This window comes from Opitutus terrae PB90-1 (assembly GCF_000019965.1).
Taxonomy (GTDB): domain Bacteria; phylum Verrucomicrobiota; class Verrucomicrobiia; order Opitutales; family Opitutaceae; genus Opitutus; species Opitutus terrae.
Genome location: NC_010571.1, coordinates 1,473,692 through 1,493,263, shown reverse-complemented (window position 1 = coordinate 1,493,263; position 19,572 = coordinate 1,473,692). Strand labels below are relative to the sequence as shown.

11 protein-coding genes are annotated in these 19,572 nt (G+C 63.1%); 8 read left to right on the top strand and 3 right to left on the bottom strand.

The annotated features are described in order from the left end of the window. On the bottom strand, positions 1-2,724 hold the full coding sequence (gene mobF, locus OTER_RS06085) for a MobF family relaxase (RefSeq protein ID WP_012374019.1): 2,724 nt from the start codon (positions 2,722-2,724) through the stop codon (positions 1-3). Positions 2,725-3,032: 308 nt separating this feature from the next. Here mobF and OTER_RS06080 point away from each other — a divergent pair, with 308 nt between their 5' ends. Further along, entirely contained in the window at positions 3,033-4,682 is a 1,650-nt protein-coding gene (locus tag OTER_RS06080; RefSeq protein WP_012374018.1) for a type IV secretory system conjugative DNA transfer family protein, read from the top strand. Between the two features lie 12 nt (positions 4,683-4,694). Then, a complete protein-coding gene (locus OTER_RS06075) occupies positions 4,695-4,979 on the top strand; it encodes a hypothetical protein (protein ID WP_012374017.1) in 285 nt (94 codons plus the stop codon). Positions 4,980-4,989: 10 nt separating this feature from the next. Here OTER_RS06075 and OTER_RS23790 read toward each other — a convergent pair whose 3' ends face one another. Continuing rightward, the gene (locus OTER_RS23790) at positions 4,990-6,333 is read right to left on the bottom strand and encodes a Rid family hydrolase (RefSeq protein WP_237702451.1); all 1,344 of its coding nucleotides are present in this window, start codon (positions 6,331-6,333) and stop codon (positions 4,990-4,992) included. Positions 6,334-6,412: 79 nt separating this feature from the next. On the opposite strand from OTER_RS23790, the gene OTER_RS23785 reads away from it, so the two are divergent. Both OTER_RS23785 and OTER_RS06060 read left to right on the top strand, forming a co-directional pair. Then, a complete protein-coding gene (locus OTER_RS23785; RefSeq protein WP_012374015.1) occupies positions 6,413-7,183 on the top strand; it encodes a response regulator transcription factor in 771 nt (256 codons plus the stop codon). Positions 7,184-7,203: 20 nt separating this feature from the next. Beyond that, positions 7,204-8,385, top strand: a complete 1,182-nt coding sequence (locus OTER_RS06060) for a response regulator (RefSeq protein ID WP_237702482.1) — start codon at positions 7,204-7,206, stop codon at positions 8,383-8,385. A 19-nt stretch (positions 8,386-8,404) separates the two neighbouring features. On the opposite strand, the gene OTER_RS06055 is transcribed toward OTER_RS06060, so the two are convergent. Beyond that, a complete protein-coding gene (locus OTER_RS06055) occupies positions 8,405-9,196 on the bottom strand; it encodes a YdcF family protein (protein WP_052300309.1) in 792 nt (263 codons plus the stop codon). A 121-nt stretch (positions 9,197-9,317) separates the two neighbouring features. Between OTER_RS06055 and OTER_RS06050 the strand changes: the two genes are divergently transcribed. The 4 genes from OTER_RS06050 (at position 9,318) to OTER_RS26110 (ending at position 19,572) form a co-directional block, all read left to right on the top strand. After that, entirely contained in the window at positions 9,318-11,357 is a 2,040-nt protein-coding gene (locus OTER_RS06050) for a sensor histidine kinase (protein WP_012374012.1), read from the top strand. Between the two features lie 330 nt (positions 11,358-11,687). Then, positions 11,688-14,126 carry a DISARM anti-phage system protein DrmE domain-containing protein gene (locus OTER_RS06045; protein ID WP_044891613.1) on the top strand — a complete coding sequence of 813 codons (2,439 nt, stop codon included), beginning with the start codon at positions 11,688-11,690 and terminating at the stop codon, positions 14,124-14,126. Between the two features lie 11 nt (positions 14,127-14,137). Beyond that, positions 14,138-17,707, top strand: coding sequence for a helicase-related protein (locus OTER_RS06040; protein WP_012374010.1), 3,570 nt, complete (start codon positions 14,138-14,140; stop codon positions 17,705-17,707). After that, on the top strand, positions 17,689-19,572 hold the full coding sequence (locus OTER_RS26110) for a hypothetical protein (protein WP_158305369.1): 1,884 nt from the start codon (positions 17,689-17,691) through the stop codon (positions 19,570-19,572). The genes OTER_RS06040 and OTER_RS26110 overlap by 19 nt, the downstream gene beginning before the upstream one ends.

The following is a 19,572-nucleotide window of genomic DNA, read 5'->3' as shown; positions in this document are numbered from 1 at the left end:
TCAGATCTCCCTTCTCTCATGCATCGCCTCACGCAGTTCTTCCACGTGCGCTCTGACCGATCGCCAGATGTGCCGCACGCGGTCGCCCATTCGCCACAGCGGCCGCATCGCGATTTGCTCTGCCCGCGTGAGCCGGTGCCGTTGGATAAATTCCGTCGCCAGTTCCCGACCCGAATCGGAGTGCGCGAGCCGGTTCAAGATCGCCTCGCGGTGCGAGACGTAAATCCGATGCGCGCCCCGGTAGCGGGTGTTGCCGACGTAGAACTGCCGGCGCATGAGGGCGCGTTCCGCCACCTCGCCGAGGACGAGCAGCGATTCTTCGGCCGTGCTGCCCTGCGATCGATAAGACGTGAGCGCATGGCCATAGGTCCACGCCCGAAACTCCGCCGGCAGCTTCGTTCCGTCGGTTAGCAGGATCTCGTTCTTGACGGGGTCGACCTGCGCCACGTCCTTGAAGTCGCCGTTTGCGAATTCCTGGTCGTCCTCACGGCCGCGGATCAGGAGCCGGTCCCCCACCGCGACCGGCAACATCTGCGGACGGCCGACGTCGAAGGTTCCGCGCTGCTTGCGGGTGATTTTCGCGAAACGCCCCTTGGCCCCGGTGACCTGGAGCCCGTCAGGCAGGATGGCTGTCACCTCGGCGGCTGTGCCCCGCTTGAAGAACCGCGTATCCCGGACGAAGAGCAATCGGTCGCCGATCCGGTATTGGTCCCAGTGCGTCTTCTGTTCTTCGCTCCACCCGACCGGCTTCACCGCCTCGCGCACCACCTCCACCTCGCCGAGCAGTCCGCGGCGACGCAGCGCGGCGCGCGCATGCACGTTGAAGCGTTCGATTTCGTCCCAGAAGGGGATGACGACCAGCGTCTCGACCCGCTGCGCGAGATTGCTCGCGTAGTGCTCGGCGGCCTGGGTGAACAGGGCTTCGTCGTCACCCAACTCGCGAATCAGTCCGCGGCGGGCGGCATAGTGGAACGCCTCCATCACCTCTCCCGACGCCAGCATGCGGCTGAATTGCCGGTCGGTCTCGCCGCGCTGGCGCAGGACCTCCGACAGCCGGACCACCGGCACGCCGGAGTGTTTGATCACATTGCGCAGGGCATCGCCGCGCTGGACGCTGTAGTGCTGTTTCGTATCCCCCACCAGGAGCAGACGCGCCCGCTGCTCCCCGGCGAGCCGGGTGAGCCCGTCCAATTGCTGCGTCGACAAAAGTCCCGCCTCGTCGACGAGAACCACGCGTCGCGCCGACTGCGCCTGCAAGACCTCGCTCACGAGGAAACGCTGGACCGTGTCCGCGTGCTCGAATCCGGCGCTCACCAGCGCTTCCCGCGCGCGGGTCGTCGGCGCCAGTGGCAGGAACGGCTGGCCGCCGGCCTGCCGGTGCGCCGCTTCGATGGCGCTTAGGACGGTCGTCTTGCCGGTGCCGGCGTCGCCAATCAAGACGCTCACGAAATCCTTGCTGGCGAGCAGTGCCCGCGCGGCGGCCAATTGTCCGCGCGTCAGTCGTTCCGGCAGATGCGACGCCGTGCCGAGCGGGAACCGCGTGTTCCGCCCCTCCATGACCCGCCGGACCGTGGCCGCTTCTTCGAGTCGGATCGGTCGCAGGCTCATTTCGCCGTCGCGGCGAATCGCCTCCGGATGCTGTTCGAGCGCCTGGCGTAGCTCCCGCCAGCGATAGAAGTCGGGGTGGAGATCGAGCGCCGCGTTCAGGATCTCGCCTTCGCGAACGACGCTGCTGCGCTCGTAAACGTGGCGCAGCGCGGCCTCCAGGACGGCCAGCGTCTGGCCTTGCGACCATTGCCGCCGCGGCGCTCGACCGCGCGCGGCGGTCACCAACCCAGCGAGCGCCTGCGCTTCCTCGCCACTCAATTCGGCCCGCTGGCGTGCGCGAACCTCCGCCGTGCTGACGTTCGTCAGCTTGTCCGCCCGCGACTCCCGCACGAGAATTCTCAATTCACTGTTTGTCGGCCGGCGACCCTTCTTCTGCGCGAACTCGTCCGCCAGCTGCTGCACGCGCCGTGTGCGTTTCGAAAAACGCTCGCGCAGGTGTTCAACCCCGCGAATCGAAAACCCATTCGCGTTCATGTCATACGGCTCATACCCGAGTCCGCGCAGCCGGGCGGCCAGCTCACGATAAAGGACCTGCCGGAGATAGCCGGAGGCGCGGAGCATCTCGGCGGGTTGCAGGGCATACCACCCGCCGCGCTCCGCATCCCAGGTGGCATTCGCGAAGACGGCATGCGCGTGCAACTGCGGATCGAGATCGCGGCTCGTGTTGTGGAAGAACAGCGCGCCGGCGAAATTTCCGGTCAGCCGGAACGCTTCGCTGGCTCGCGCGTCCCCGCGCCGCTCCCGCACGGCTGCGAATCGCTCCATCTCTTCGAGCGCGATTTTGACCGCCTCCCGGAAGGCGGCATCGATCCGTTCGTCGTTGCCGAGCATCGCGAGCACGCTCACGTCCTTGGGCGCCGACAATTGCACGTCGAAGAACGCGACCCGTTGCGTGTCCTCGCGGGCGGTGAGCCGCTTCCCCGTCCGTGGATCCCGATTGCGTCGAAGCGCCTCGAACGGTTTCTCCTGCACGCCGCCTTCCAGGCCGAGCAACGTCGCGCCGTGCCCGATCCATTCGCCCTGGACCTCCTTCTCCCCCTCGGTCCAGTAATCGTTTTTGTTCAGGTGCTGCGAAAGGTAGGTTGCACCGTTGCGGATGACTCCGACCGTGATCATGCCGCAAAAGTCGCTCGCGGACGCGCCTAAACTCAATCGCGCGGGTCTGCTGAATTCGCCGGAGCCGTCCTACTGCGATTCCAGTATTCCCGGATCATCGTTCGAGCGCCGCTGGCTGCGATCAGCCGGCCTAGTTACCGAACGTCACCCGCCCCTGATTCTGCCAAGACGCTGTACCCTTACGAGTTCGTAAGGCGTCGGAGATTTCGTAAGTCACTCTGAACGGGCGGCCAGATGCGCCTACTGATTTTTCAGTAGATGCCGGCCCTCGACGCCCACAGTGCCGCGTCTTCATGTGCCATGAGCCGATGATCGCGACCCTCAAGATTCCTGCGCCATCTGTGGTCCTGCGCGAAGCATTGCACCACCCACACGCACCCACGGTCGGCGCGTTCGCGGTCGCAACCTTTGCGCTCGCATTAGCCGCCTGGTTCATCCTGCGGAACGTCCGGCACAATGAGCCCGGACTGAAGGCACCGGCCGCGCTTCTCCTCGCCCTGATCCTCGCAGCGAGCGGGGTTTTCGCGGCTCAGCGGCTCTCGGATCCATGGCGTTGGCCGGTCGGCGGAGCCGTCTGCGTGATCGCGGCGAGCCTGTTTCTCTTCGCCGATCGGAACCGATTCGTGCGCGATCCGCACGGCGAAATCGTCGCCGATCGATGGGAAATCGTCCTGAAATTCGCGCGGTTTCAGTGGACGCGCGACAAGGCGAACCGGCACTTTTTCTTCACCGGCGACACGGGTTCGGGGAAGACGACCGGCATGAACGGCCTGCTCACGGCGCTCATGAAACGCAATCCGCACCTCGGCGGAATCGTGATGGCCAACAAGGGCGACGAATGGTTTTTCATCGAGTGGCTCGCCAAAAAGTGCGGTCGCGAGCACGACCTGATTCGACTGCATCCACGGGCGCTGGATGATCCGCCCGGGGAGCCTCAGCACCGGCTCAACGTCACCGGGGACGTACGGCTGCCCTTCACCACGCGCGCCCGGATCCTCGTGGACACGGCCGCGGCGCTCAATCCGAAGGACGAGCGCAGCTTCTTTAAGATCAAAGGCGCGGCCCACATCGGCCGGGCGCTCGAACTCCTGACGGACCTGAAACGCCCCGCAACGGCGACCAATGCCTACATGCTCCTCACGTCCGAAAAGGAGCTTAAAGCGGCGCTGGACAAGCTCACGGAGCTCGAGCCGACCCCGCGCCGGATCCAGTTGGCGGAAGTGCTGGAGCAAACCTACCTGAAGCACGAGGCGAAGGAGCAGCGCGCCGGCGAGATCGGCACCTCGCAAAATTACCTGGAATATCTCGGCACGCCCGAAGTGGCCGAGGTCTTCAGCAGCAACGCACCCGACACCTGCTGCGTGGCCGACGTGGACAAGGGAAAGATCCTGTGCGTTGACGTGCCGCAGGATTTCACCACCGAGCGGCAGTACATTTTCACGGTGATGAAGCTGCTCCTGTACCGCCACGCTCTGCGGCGGTACGCCCTTCCTGGCTGGCGAAAATACGCGCTGAACCAGCTCATTTACGTCGGTGACGAGTTCCAGACGGCCATCACGGCCAGCTTCGACGGCACGAGCGATTTCAACGTCGTGGACCGGTTGCGGGATTGCCTCCTCATGCTCATCGTTTCCGCCCAGGCGTTCGAATCGCTCGTTCCGCCGCAAACGAAAGAACAGGCCGAGGTGCTCGCGCTCAACCTAAAGAACCTTTTCATGTATCGCGCGGCGTCCGAAGCCGACGCCTTCCGCTGCGCGAACGCACTCGGCAAGCGCTGGGTCGAGCGGGCCAGCCGGACCGTGCACCTCGACCACACCGCGTACACGTATTCCCGGGCCGAGGAATTCCGGATCAAGCCACACGAATTTCGCAACCTGTCCGACCACACAGCGATCGTTCGCCACTGCACCAACGGTTACAAGAAGGTCCGGCTTCGCCCGCGCGGCGCCACCATTTGATTCCGATTCCCGATGAATACGAACGAAACCCCGGATCCCAGCGCGGCAAACTTGCTGACGCTGCGCAATCAACCTGACCCCGTGAAGGTCATCACCGACCGACTGAGAGTGCGGGAAATGGGGCCGGCCGATCACATCCGCACCAAGCACGAGGTCAAAGCGTGGGTGGAAACCGCCGGCGACGCGAAGGAAGCGGAGGCGATCATCACGCGCGCCCGCGCGCGTCGGGAATTGCAGCAAACCCAAAGCGTCACGCAGAAAATGACCGAGCGTCAGGGCCAGCGGATGGACCCGTGACGTCAGGCGGCTACTCAGCTGCAACGGCGGCGATGACCTCCGCCGCGACGAGACAACCCTGCTGCAAGGGTTTCGTCGGGACCACGAATTGCGCCGGCCGGTGTCCCGCGAAAACTCGGGCGCAAGCGGCGTTCACGCCGTCCAATGTTTTGAGGTCGGAAACATAAAGCGTCACGCGTAGCACGCGCGCGAGCGAACTGCCCGATTCGGTGAGAACCGTGGCCACATTGCGCAGGGCTTGCTCGGTTTGTTGCTCGGCTGCGCCCTCCACGGGCCGGCCTGTTTTTGGATCGATGGGCAACTGACCCGCGACATACACAATTCCCGCGTGGACGACGGCCTGGGCAAAATGGCCGTTGTTCGCCGACGCACGCGGCGCCCGCACGAATCTGAGGCCCACCGGCGCGTTCGCGGGACGCACGCTGCGCGGCTCCAAGATCAGGCAGAGGCCCGTCAGCCCTGCTTCAGCCTTGTGAAACTCGGACACCTGTACGCCCCGCGTCACGATGCCGGCATCCCGGAGACGTTGCTCCGTTTTCGGAAACGCCTCGCTCACCAGCGTCGTGCCAGCGACCGTGAGCGTGTTGGCGGCGAAGGGCTCGCCTTCATCGACCGGGATCAGAACCAGATCTCCGAAGGTGTTGCCATCCACCCATGAGGTATTCGCCACCAGGAAATGGGGCGGGACGAAGGTGCAGGCGAACTTGAGATGAGCGCACCCGTGGACTTCGACCGTCCGCACCTCGTAGCCGTAGGGTTCGATAGTTCCGGCGAATTCGGCGATGCCTTCCGCGCTGGTGTGGCGCGAAATGCCGGCGAAAAGCGTGCGTCCGATCCGCACGACATCGCGACCGTCCAGGCATGCCGGCGCGACAATCCGCACGATCGGCCGGTGGTTGGCCAACGCCGTGGCAATGGTTTCGACCTCCGACTCGCGGGAGAGCCCGCGCGGCTGCGTGATCACCGCCACCTCCGGCAGGACGACGGCGGCATGGTCGACAGACACGCCATCGGGTTGATCCGGCGACGCTGGGATCAGCTTAACCTGCGCGCCCAATTCCTTGAGGATCGCGACGAGCTGCGAGTGCTGTTTCCGGAGCAATTTCAGATCAATCGGCGCGCGAAAGTCGCGCACTCCGAACTGCGGCCCGGGTTCTCTCAGGAACGCGATCATCGTTATCCTTCGGTTATAGATCGATGGATTTTCGCGTCCGGCCTTTGCCGGCCAGCGTCCTCTCTCAGTGCCTGATGTTCTGCGAACACAGCAGGAAAGTGGGATCGGGAAATCTCGGATGTCAGTCGGGATGGATTGACAACGATCTCTCCACCTAGGACGCGCCAAGGCAAAAACCAAACCGTCGCGGCCTGTTCAAAACGGATTCAAATCGCGCAGCGAATTTGCGAAGGCTCTGCCGCCGGTGATCGGTACATGAATGGGCAAGAGTCGACGGCACCTCCTGTTCCTGGAAGACAATCGCGACATCCATCTCGCGTTCCTCGCCTTGTTCGAGCGTGTGTTCGGCTACGCGGTCCACCCGGTGGGCAGCATCAAGGAGGCCTCCGGACTACTCGGCCGACAGAACATCGACGCGGCGGTGATCGATCTGGCTTACGGGCCCGAGCTCTCGGCCCGTCTCGCCATGCTCCGGAGTTGGCGAACTTGCGGGGAGGGCTTTCCAGTGATCACGACGTCTGCGCACGACTACGATGGCTTGTGCATCGAGGCACTGGCAGCCGGGGCCGATGATTTCCTTCGTAAACCATTCCGGTTTTCGGAGCTGGCCGCCCGGATCGAACGCCAGCTTTCACGCGGTCATGATCTGTCCGCCCGGCAGCCGAAGCTCGATGGCATGCACCTTCCTCCGGCTGCCTTCGAGTTCGCCGGGGCGGTCATTCATCCAGACATGCGAGCGACTTTTCCTGACGGAACCGCTCTTCAGCTATCGGCAAAACAGGTTGGCATCCTGCAGGGATTCGCGCGTCACGCGGGCGCGCTCGTCCTTCGAAATGATTTGATTCACGCCGTCTGGGGCGCCGATGCGAATACCAACAGCAAGTCACTCGACCAATACCTCTACGTATTACGCCGGATGTATCGTGCGGCCGGAATCGATCTCTCGCCTTACGTCACGCCTGTGCTCCGCGTTGGCTGGCGCATATCGGCGGACGCGGCAGCTGCGGCGGAGTACGTCGTACCGCGATGAACAGCGAACCGATCATCTTGGTGCTGGAGGACGAACGCCCGCAGATTCTCGCGCTGCGAGCTACGCTTCAACCGATCGGCAAGGTCGTGGATTTTTCTGATCCGCTGCGAGCGCTCGACTACCTTAACGAACAGCAGGTGGACGCGGCCGTGATCGATATCCACATGCCGGAAATGCCGCTGAACGGCGTGGAGTTTATCCGCGCCGTACGCTCGTTCGACAAGGATCTGGCGGTCATCATCCGCACCGGCGATACGTCGATCGAGATCGCGGAAGACGCGATCGAACTCCGGGCCTTTCGTCGCGTCATCAAGAGCAAAACGTCCGTACAGGAGCTACGTGAAGTGCTCCGCTCCGGCATCGCTGAGACGCGTAGCCGGAGACAGCTCAGTCGCGACGCCGCGTCCAGCGCCGATGCGTCACGGCGGCTCGAACAGACCCTCGGGTCGGTCGAGGACGAACTTTCGGCGGCCGAATGCTACAAGGCGATGCTGCACTCGCTACGGAATCAGCTCACAGCGATAGCAGGGTTCGCTGAAGTCTGGTGCGCGGTCCCGCCAGCGATCGATCACCGGCTCCTTCAGGACACGGCGTCGGAGAACGGCCGAGTCGTTTCGCGCATGCTCGCGGATATGACCGCGTTTCTGGAAGGACCGTTTGCGGAGCCTCAGACGGTAGGGGACCGGTGGGCTCGCGCTGACGTCAACGCCACGCTGGAGATTCTGAGGAAGCGTTTCGCCGCAGCGACAGTCTGGTCTGCGCAAAAGAAATCGGTGCAGATTTCCGGACTGCATCAGCCGCTGTTGGCCGAGGCGTCGCCTATCAGGCTTTTGACCGCTCTACGGCACACGACCGAGTTTTGCCTCGCCTCGTCGCCGAACGACACGCGGGTATTGCTGAGAACCGATTTCATCCCCGATCTGGAACACCACTTAGCCCGCCTCGGCGCGCAGCATCTCGTGTTCAATCGGCCAGCGCGATCCAGGGCGCTGGGTTACGTCTGCTTCGACTGGCGGGCAGGGCAGGTGATGCGAAGCCTGGAGCAGATTCGCCGGCAGATTCACGCTCACCCTGACGACCCGCGAACGGGAAACCTGCACATGATCAGCCTCAGTCTGGGTGAGGAACGAAACACCGTTGTCGTTCACGTTTCTCCCGAAAATCTTCTCTCGTTGCAGCTATTGGTTCCCACCGCCGAATGACCGCCCGACAGCGGCTGCATCAGTTATTCCATTTCAGAGCATTGTAGATCCAAAGCCGCGCCAGCCCCGCGTATTGATGGAGAGCAATATCAGCGATCGCGAGATTTGAACCCAACGGGAGAAGCGTGATGTTCCCGATGACGTAATCGGACGCCACGGGAATCGCGCGCACGCCGAAATTACGAAAATAGCGCAAGGCGCGCTTCATGTGCAGCCCTGACGTAACCATGAAAATGCGATCATACCGCTCACTCTTCAGGATTTCACTCGTCAGTTCCGCCTGCCGATACGTGTTCCGTCCTTTCCCTTCCACTCGGATATCCCCGACAGGCACGCCCAGCGCACGCAGCCGCTGCACGTATACGGGTTCCTTTGCAGTGCCGAGGTCGCTGATGTCGTCTCCAGTTACGATCAGTCGGCATGCGGCCCCGGTCGCGGTCGCAGAACGGTAGAGTTCACACGCCCGTTCAATGCGAGAATACGCCAGCCATCCCGGCAGAGCCTCGCCCGAACCGCGTTCCACAATGTGGCCATCACCGAGCAGAACAATCACTGATACTCCTCCGAAGTCTTGCGGCTTTTGGAAGAACGCTCGCTCCTGCAATGAGCGCGCAAGCAGCCGGGTAAGAAAGCCGTTGCCCACCAGGATGAACACGGCGACGCAAACGACCGCCAGCGGAAGCACCATATCCCAGCGCCGGATCGCGGCGACTGCGACGATCCCGAGGATGAGCAGCAGGATCAGGGCCGGCGTGGAAATGAATCCGCCACATGACTCACCGGGGGAACGATTCAACAGCGAGCGGTTCACAGTGTTCCACCACGCAATGAATCCGACCGCCTTTCGTCAAAGAACAACTTCATCGTTGGCGCCGTTGCGGCCTGCGCGGATTGGGCGGTAGGCCAGATCGGTTCAACCCGGAGGCGGATCGATGTTTTACCCCCTGCTCACTGCCGTCGTGATGTTGGGAGTCGGCATCGGCGCGCTGCGCTTGAATATCCAGCGTCCGATCAACCAAGCGGTGGCGACCGTCTGCTTTCTCAGTGTCCTGATCTTCTCCGCGCAGCTCATCGCGAAACATCAGGGCGCGCTTTATCTCATCGACCGCACGTCCAATCCGCTGCCGTGGGTTCGCCTGAAGTTCGCGCTTATTGGGTTGTTGAGCCCCCTCATGGTGTGGGTGTGCTACTACGTCGTTTCAGGGCGCTATTCGTCGCGACGAAACCTGCTCATCAAGCTGTCACCTTGGATCATTCTCTCCGGATTTCTTTTCTGGTTCCCGTTCACCCAAGGATTCAAACCCGACGACAGTCTCCCGGGAAACGTTCAGCAAGGACCGCTCTACTATCTCTATTTTTTGCCGATGCTTGCCGGCCAGCTCGCCGTCTGCATTTCTGCGATCATCGTCGCGCCGCGTTTGTCTGGGCTGCGCAGACTTGAGTTCAGGTTCATCACCATCGCGCTCGGCTATCTCAGTCTGGTCGCCGTGCTCGTCGAAACGGTTTACGCGACGTGGCCCGACCTCCCAGGCATCCATCCGCTCACACGATTCTTCTCCTACATCGTCTACTTGGTCTTCGCGGTGAGTGCATGGAGCGTGACCTCTCGCCGCGTCTACCACAGCGGCCAAGTCGTGCTCTCGATCATGGAGCGCATCATCGTGATCGGGTTGGTCGGCCTCATCGCCGCTTTTCTGCTCCACGTTTTATCAAGTAAGGAGGAAAGCCCTTTCGTCACTGCCACGATCATCGGCGCTTCATTCCTTTTACTCGGCTACGCCGACGACAAGCTCCGGGGATGGCTCAAGCTGAAGGCCGAGCACAAGACCGCCGCAACGGTGGCCGAGCTTCATCAGGTTGCATGTGCCGAGCTTCACCCGGATCGACTCGTCCGGCGTTTCGAGCCGATCCTTCGATCGTTCGCGGATTGCTCGTTCGTCGAGATCCTGACCGAGCACGGGGAGAAGTATACGGGGCGCACCGCTGAGCTTCCGATTTCGGCGCTTCGGGAAACCGGATTCCTGCGTGACGGCTGGGCGTCAACCGCGGCACTCGGTCGCATGTCGGCGGGTACCGACGCTACAATCATCCAGCGATTTCTCGCGCAGGCGAAGCTCGACGTGATCGTTGCACCGCGGTGGACGACTCGAGAGCCAGCTTTGATCGTGGGTTTCGGAGCACGGGAATCCAACCTCCCCTATACTCATCCGGAGATCCGCTTGTTGCGCGAACTGGCGAACGTCGCGGAGTCGCTGTTCACCCGCGCTAAGCTCTCCCTGCAAGCGCAACAGGCTGAGCAGCTGGCTTCGATCGGACGCTTGGGTGTGAAGGTGCTACACGAGCTGAGAAATCCGATGGCGACATTGAAGTCCTTCTCTCAACTCCTGCCAGAGAAGATCGACGACAAGACGTTTCTCGCCGACTTTGCCGAGATCGTGCCAAAAGAAGCCGAACGGGTCGAATCGCTCGCCCAGCAGCTTTTGGATTTGTCGCGGCCAAGGACCTACAACTTCCAACGAGCAGACCTCCACAAGGCCATCGAAGAGACCGCGACGATGTGGAGACCTCGCGCTGAAGAGAGCGGAATTAAACTTGTCACGAAGCTCAACGCAGCGTCCCCCGAATTAGCGATGGACGCGAACGCCATCCGCCAAGTCCTCATCAATCTCCTCAAAAACGCGTCTGAAGCAGTCATGCGCCGAGACGCGGATCGAACTATCGAAATCAGGACACGGGACGACGCTACCTGTGTGGTGATCGAGGTTGCGGACAACGGACCGGGGTTGCCGCCGGAGATCCGAAATCGGCTTTTCGAAGCATTCATGTCGAACGGAAAACCTCTCGGCGTCGGCGTTGGCCTCGCGATCTGCCATGAGATTGTTCGGGCACACGGCGGCGCGATTAGGGCCGACCTCGCACGAGAACAAGGGGCGGTGTTTCAAGCATCGCTTCCTATTTCACCGGGGCGCTGACTTGCCCGGCTGAAGCAGACGCACTTCTCGTGAGTCTTGGAGCACGTGCATGCTGCAGCCAGGTCGCGGCACGGGGGTTCGCCGACCGTCTCCGTTCGATCCACAGCCAAGCCGTTTCGCTGGACCGCCACGTCGAATACAAACTGAACCCAGCCTGGCGCACAGGAGTTACCCAGAACCCCACGCCTCCATCCTCGAAACGCGCCGAGTCTTCGGCAAACGACCGTTAGGCACAAAACAGGTGTGCTTCGCCTCGCAGTCGAGGCAAGCAGCGTGGCCCGCTACCGACGCTCTGGACCGGGCATGAGAACATTGGATAGATAAGCGTGAATGCAGTTGATGCGCTTTAGCATCGCCTTCGCCGACGCTCATCGCTACTTTCAGAATTCCAGCCTCACACCGGGGCAACTCCAATCGCAGCCGAATCCGCCAGCACGATCCAGCTTCGATATCATGTGGCTGAACGCCTTTAAATCGCTGCGCGACAAAACAGACTCGCTCGAAGGGCGGCTGTTGGCTGGTCACATTCCGTTTCGGGGCAGTGCCACTGGGGCGGCGAACGACGCCCTCGCCAGCGCCGATGCCGTGCTGGCTCTGCTCGCCCGTAAGGCGACGCCGCCCACGGAGCTCGCACTCGTGCATCCGGAGGCGACGCCCACCAAGGCACGTCAGACGTTGCTCGCTGTCGCCTTTGCCGAGTTGGAGCACAATCTCCGCCATCCTTACCAATCCGGCCCCGCTGGCCTGCTCTTTGTGACGCAGCAGATTGTCGACGCCAGAGCGCATTTCGCGGCGGTTCGAGTGAGCAACTCCGACATCGCTAGCGTGTTCAACATCATTTCACTTCCGGCGAGTCCCGGCCGCCATTGGAAGAACCTCCTCGTGGCCAATCCCGGCCGCGCCTTGCAGGGTGGTCCGACGCTTCGCGGGCTCCGCGCGATGGTGATTGACGCTAGCCACCCACGCACCCTGCAGCATCTGCCCGCGTTGTTGGCTCACCACGATCTACAGCAGATTCCACTGCGGATCATCATTGCGCCTCCGCACGAGGCCCTACTCGACGGCGAAAGGGCCCGAATGACCTGGCTCTGGGACATTCCGGCCATGGAAGGGGTCCACCGCCTTCTCAAGCCGAACGCATTTCCGTTGCCCGCTTGGGGGCCGCGCAGTTATTGGCTTACGGCCGACGCGGCACTGGACGAGAAATTTGGCGAAGCCGAGCGCCTCCTGTCGGAGGCCACGCGCCTCGGCGGCAGTGTCACGCCGCCCGAGATCGTGGAAGCGTGGGCGGCGCTGTCCGCCGCCCGAGCCCTGACCGTGCCGCTGGAACAGGCGGAACGATCCTGGCGCAATTCCCGCTTGGGACTTCGGCTCAAGGATCGGATAGAGGCCCTCAGGCGCGCGTCCCCGACTGCCAACGGCGACCTGCGTCATTATCTCGCTCTGCACTGGGTGAGCCTCGTTGACGCACTCGCTGCCGCCTACGAAAGGCTCGCCAATGCCGGGGCACCGCCAAAGTTTTTCCGGCTGATCGACGCGCTCGACGAGTTCACCGAACGACGCGATGTGCCGATTCGTATCGTCACTCCGACCGAAAGCGAGGCTCCCTTGCTAGCGTCGCGCCTCGCCGAACTGGACGCCGATCTGGCGGTCGCGATCGATGAGGGAACCATTACGGTCATGCCGCAGCGCGAGGAAGCCAAACGCGTTGCCGAGGGCAATTCGCGCATCACGCTGCTCACGTCAGCGCGTTCGAGTCGCTACCGTTATCTCGATCTCTTCAATAGCCAGGAGATTCACGTGATCGCTTATCCCACCGAAGGGGTCCGCGATCGTCAGCGACTTGAACGCTCCTACAACCGTTGGCAGCCCATGGCCAACGGGCATCGCTCGAAGGTGGCCCTGCAGCTCAAACTCACCGTCGGTTCGAGCGCCGGGCCGGCTTGGAAAGCCCCCACGGTCACGATTCATACGTCGACAGCGATCCCGCCGCTGACGAGAGCAATGGAATTGCCCGACACGTCGCTCGACGCAGACTGGACGGCCGTGGACGATGCGCCGCCGGAGGCCCCGATCCGGGTTTCCGCAACAACGGCCCCGCCCGCCCCGCGTGGCGCGGTGATTCTGGACCTTGTCGACGGCGGTAGGATTGCATTCCCGGGGCGCAGCCTCGTCGACATCTACCGGCCGGAAACCGAGAAGCTGGTCCGCGTGCCGGTCCGCCAGGTTGCGGCTGGCGATTTCCTCGTCACCTTGCTCGACGACGATTGCGACTCCCTGTTTGAGCGCCTGTGCGAAGTGGCCGACCGTCGGCGGCCGGCGCTCAATACCGCCCACTTGGAACGCTGGAAGGTTGCCAAGAGTCGCGTTTATCAGCGTTTCGCTGGCCTGCCGGGACTGATTTTCAACAAACTCGAGGGCAAAATCTCCGTCGGCCAGCAGGCCCTCTCCGCTTGGTTCGGCAACGAACGCGACGACGAGGGCGAGTGCCTCGCGCCGCGGGAAGAGGCGGATTTCAAGCAAGTCGCCACGCTCTCGGAGGTGTATCGCGACGATCAAGACATGCACGCTACGTTCCGCAGCATCCACGAGGAACGGGTCAATCGGCGCAAATTGGGGCGCCAGCTCCGCGCCGCCTTGAAGAGCCTCTCGCGCGGGCAGCGTTTCGAGCAGGCCCTGCGCACGGCCGAGGCTTTGGACTCCGAGGTCGAGGAAGTCATGCACGCGCTCGAATCGCGGGAGATTGCCAAGGTTTCAACTCAACTATAGCCACTCCTGCGATGCCGATCCGTTACGCCGACGAAAAACGCCTGCTGGATTATCTCGTCCAGCGGCTGGAAGACCGTCTGGCCGGCCGACACGAAACGGAAATCCTCCGCACCCAGCCAAGTGATCATTGCCAGCTCGGCGTCCTGGCGCCCTGGACTGCGGAGGCCGATCTTGAAGAGCAACCGGAGGAGGTGGTCGTCCCCGAAGCGCGCGCCGATCTGCCGGACGTCGCTCGCCCGGCGCCTCGCGCCGCGCGTCCGGCCCGCGGAGCCCCCGCGCCGGCTGCCGTGGAAGGTGAGGCCGAACCGGAACCGCCGGTTGAGCCTTTCGCGCTCCGGGAAGATGCCGCCCGCCGACCGCCTTCCGCCCTTGGACTTGCGGTCGCCGTCGCTTCCGACGCGGGCGAGGTCGTGCTGCGGGTAGCCGCGCGATGCACGGTGTACTCCCGACATTTCCCCGACTACGCCAGCCAACGCTTGGAACTCGGCAACCGTCCCACGGATGTCGCGACTCCCGGCGAGCGCGCATCGGTGTCCTTAGTCGAAAAGCTGCACCGTCATGTGCTCGACCTTCCCGCCGTCACCTTCCGCCTCGCGGCGGGCGTTGCCACCACCGCGGTCGACGACGGGCAAGTCCAAGGGGTTTTCACGCAGCTAGTCAGCCAACTGCGGGATGACCCCAGCACCTTGCGAAAATTTGAAGGGAATCGCGTCGTGCCGGTCGGCGCCCTGCAGAACGAGGCAGCGTTCCAGCGTTTCTTGCAGGCTTGGCGCGGCCCGGCCGAGGTGCCCAACCTTCGCGTCAGCGTGCGGGTGCGGGCGCAGCCGATCGCGGGCGGGCTACGGATTGAGGTCCATCTTTGCAACAACTCGCGCCGCGACCTCGATCGACCCTCAAACGATCAATTCAGCTCACTCTACGACACCGAGGTCGGGGTGACCGTCGTTTCGGGCTCGCTCATTCCCATCGAACTTCTGCCCGTACCCGACGACTATCAATACGACCGCAATGTGTACGCGCTCGGGCGCAACGCCGGTACGGAGGTTTCCGCTGACCGCCGATCGATCCGTACTCGGGCGCTCGCCCGCTACGAGCAGCCACGAACGCGCACACAGGAGCGCGTGGTCGCACGCTACCGCGACTTGGCCGATAACCCGTTTCCAGTCCTGGAAGCGATTCACGGTGCGATGCACGACTACGCACGCGATTGGACGGACCGGATCATCGGCAACAATGCGCTCGGCCTGCCGCCCGATGCTCTTGCCGCCTGCGACAACGACCTCGCCGCATTCCGTGCCGAGATCGGCGATTTTAGTGCCGGTATCGCCGCGCTCCACGCAGATGAGCGGCTTCTCACCGCATTCCAGGCCATGAATCGGGCTTTCGCCGATAGCGGCTATCCCGCGTGGCGACTTTTCCAGATCGTCTTCATCGTTTCACAGCTTCCCTCGCTCTTGGTTCGCGAAGGCCGGACCTCGGCAGAATGGCCCGCCGGTACCGTTCACGACTGGTCGGACATCCTTGATCGGGCCGACGTGCTGTGGTTTCCCACTGGCGGCGGCAAGACGGAGGCGTATCTCGGCCTTGTCGGCTGCGCCGCCCTGTACGACCGGCTTCGGGGTAAGCACTTCGGCGTAACGGCGTGGCTACGTTTTCCGCTGCGCATGTTAAGCGTGCAGCAATTGCAGCGGGCGATGCGCACGGTCTGGCTCATCGAACTCCAGCGGCGAGACCTTGAGCGCACGCGCGGTCGCTTGGGCGACCGATTTTCGCTCGGCTATTTTGTCGGCTCGAGCAATACGCCCAACCGCCTTGGCTCATGGATCTTTGACCGGCTGGAGTCCGACGAAAGACAGCGCGAGCGCCTCCTCCTGATTCCGGACTGTCCGGCCTGCCGGCGCGAGGGTGAAGTTGCCATCCAAGTCGATCGAACCAACGAGCGCATTCGGCACGTCTGCGGCCATTGTCACGTCGAATTGCCGGTCTATATTAGTGACGACGAAATCTACCGGTTTCAGCCCACGTTGCTGGTCGGCACGATTGATAAGGTGGCGGCGATCGCCTACCGCGCGGAAGTCGCGACTCTGTGGCTCGGCCCGCAGTGGCGCTGTGCCAACCCGGAACATGGATTTGGCAACGGCGAATGGTGCACGGTCTTCGGTTGTAATTCGAACAACACCAGGGCCACTCCCCGCGCCCACCGGGTGCCGGTAGTTCCGCACGATCCAGCGCCGGCACTGCATATTCAGGACGAACTCCACCTGCTGCAGGAAGAGTTGGGCGCATTTGCCGGCCATTACGAGACCATGGTTCGGGCCAATGAACGCGCGTCAACCGGCCAGCCGGCCAAAATCATCGCCGCGACCGCCACCATCGCCGGCTACGTGCACCAAGCGCGTCAAATCTATGGGGTCCGGGCCGTCCGGCGCTTTCCCAACCGGGGCTATTCGCTCGACCAGAATTTCTACGCGACCGTGGAACGCGAATCGAGCGCCGCCGACGCTCCGGCCAAGACGGCGCGCATCTTCACGGCCTTCCGTCCGCCCTTCCTTCGTCCGGCGGATGCCGTCGCACGCTGTGCAGAGATTCTACACGAAGCGATTAATGAACTGCAATCCGACCCGGTGGCGCACGGTCGCCGGCTCGTCTTGGAGGCGACTAGCGAAGCCGAAATCCGAGAACTGTTGGCCTTCTATTCCCGCACGCTCACGTATGTCGGCAAGCGCGACAGCGGGGTACGAATTACCCAACGGTTCGAGCAGGACAGTGCGAAAGCCGGCAGCGGGTTGCGCCCGGGCGGCGTGCGTGACCTCAACGTCAAATATCTCTCCGGCCATTCCACGCTGAAGGAAATCTCGACGACTGTGAAGCGGGCCGAATCGCAAACTCCGTGGGCGGCGGCGGATCATTTGGATGCGACTGTCGCTACGGACGTCATCAGCCACGGCGTCGACGTCGAGTACTATAACCTGATGTTCCTGGAGCGCATTCCGGAACAGGTAGCCAACTATATTCAAGTGTCGAGTCGCTCGGGGCGCCAGCACGTCGGGCTGGTTCTAGCGATTCTCCCGCGCTACTCGTTACGCGCGAGCTCCATCTATGACAGATTCCCCCAGTTCCATCGCCACCTCGACCGCATGGTCTTGCCCGTGCCGGTCAATCGTTTCGCACGCGCCGCCGTGAACCGCAGTTTTCCCGGCGTCCTGCTGGGCTCCCTTTATGGGCGATACCTCAACGCGCTCCACGGAAGCAAACCCGAGCGCCTCCGGTGGGTGAGCCGCGGCATGTCAGCCGGAGCGGCCCCGCTGTCGCGCGATGCCCTGCGCGAGGCGCTCTTCGCCAGTTACGCCTTGGGCGACTCCCGCTACGACCTCTCGCTCGAAGCCCAAATGACCGAAGCGCTGGAACGTGACTGGCAGCGGTTCTTGTTGGAAATCCTCACGCCCAACCACCAGGACCTCACCGAACTCTTCGAGCCCAAACCGATGAGCAGCTTGCGGGATGTCGATGTGCCGGTGCCGTTCCGGCCGGACGATGCCGCCATGGATTATCGCGAGTTACGTTGGTTCGGGCAGCGCTAGCCATGAATTTCAACCGGGGCAAAGTTCAGATTCTCTACGGATATCTGCCGGGCGCGGTCTTTGCGCACGATGAATACGGCCATTGCCGCGTGACCATGATCGAACTCAGCGCCTTGGGCCAAATCAACCGGGCGGCGTTGGCCGAGGTCGTAGGCGACATGCTCAACCAGTGGCCGAACGACTGGCAGCGACAAGCGTTTCCCGCCGTGCGCAATGCGGACGATCTCGCGCGTAACTATTTCGTCGGTGAGCCGACCGGCGTAAAGTTCGAGCCGTTTCCAACGGCGTTGCGCTGTCCGCGCTGCGGACGGGTCTACCGCCTCCGGGACCTGCAGCGTTCGACCGCGACTCCCGGTCAGTGCCCCCTGGTGGGCTGCGGCGGGAAACTGGAACAGATGCCGTTCGTTCAGGCGCATCAGTGCGGTCGGCTCGATGAAATGTTTGTGCAGCGCGAGGGCTGCTCCATCCACGGGACCACTAGCCTCTATTTCGATGATACCGGCCGCGTGACCACCGCGCGGTGGCGCTGCCGGCAATGCGCTGGGGCGGAAGTAGCCCGGTTGCGCCAAACGCCGTGCAACTGTTCCTACAGCCTGCTCGGGACCGAAGATCCCTCGGAGAAGCGACTACGCTTCTTGCCCGTCACCGATCCGGCGGTGTTTAAGCCCCAAATCGCTCCATTCATCAATTTTCCGCACGACGACATGGCGCGGCTCTCCGGGCCGGAAGCCCGGCCATGGGTTCTCGCGCGCATTTGGGGTCTCCTCGCAACCCCCGTGCGGGACGCGATGGCGGCTGGCAGTACCAGCGATGAGGATCCCATGGTGGCGGCCGCCTTTCGCGACCTCGCGGCCCTCGCACCTGATAATCCCCGAGTCCGAGAATATACCGCCCGGCGGACGGCGCGTCACGCCGGCGCCGCTGTAGCCGATCGGATGTTGCGGTTGGTGCCGGGCGCCACGCCGCAAACCCTCCGTGTCAGTCGCCGACTCCTCGAACAGGTTGCCGTCCTCGACAATGTCGCGACTCTGACGATCGACGCGGCGGCGCAACGGGCCGCGAATCGGGGCGACGAACCGCACGAGCGCCGCTTACGCGATATCCAAATCTGGGCTCGCGAGCGCCTGGGCCTGGCCGAGTTGCGGGCGCTCGATGGTTTTCCGATCGGTCTCGCCGCGGTCGGCTTCACCCGCATCAAGGCGGACCCGAACCAGACCATTCTGAACCCTTTTCCGCAATACAATCGCCGGACGCCGCTCTATGCTGTAGTCGCCGAAACCGAGGCGATCTATTTCCAGTTGGATCCCCAGCGGGTTGTCCGCTGGCTCCAGCAAAATCAATTGCTGCCCACGGCGCCGCTCGCGACAAACGAGGAGGCTTGGGCACGGCTGTATGGCGAGGTGCCCGGATTGGGCCTGCGCCGGAACGATCCCCTGTTCCAGCAACCGGCCGCGAGCGCCGTGCGAACCTTGGTGCATTCGATAAGCCATGTCCTCCTGCGCCACATCGAATGGAGCGGGTATGCCGCCCAGAGTATCGGCGAGTATCTGATTCCCGAGGGTATAGCCTGCGTCCTGTATGCCAGCCGGTACACCGATACGCGGGTCGGCGGGCTCCTCACGTTGTTCGAGCAGGGTATCGACCGCTGGTTACGCAGCGCCCTCGACGAGGGCGGCGATTGCGTGCTGGACCCTTTCTGCAGTGAGGAAGGCGGCGCGTGCGTCGGCTGCCTGCATCGCGAATTTAACTGCACCGAGTTCAACCGTGAATTGTCCCGCGCCGTCTTGTTCGGCGGCACGGTGGCGCAACACGGCCCGGCCCTCGTGCCGTTCGGCCCCAACGTATCCGGCTATTGGAGGATGTAG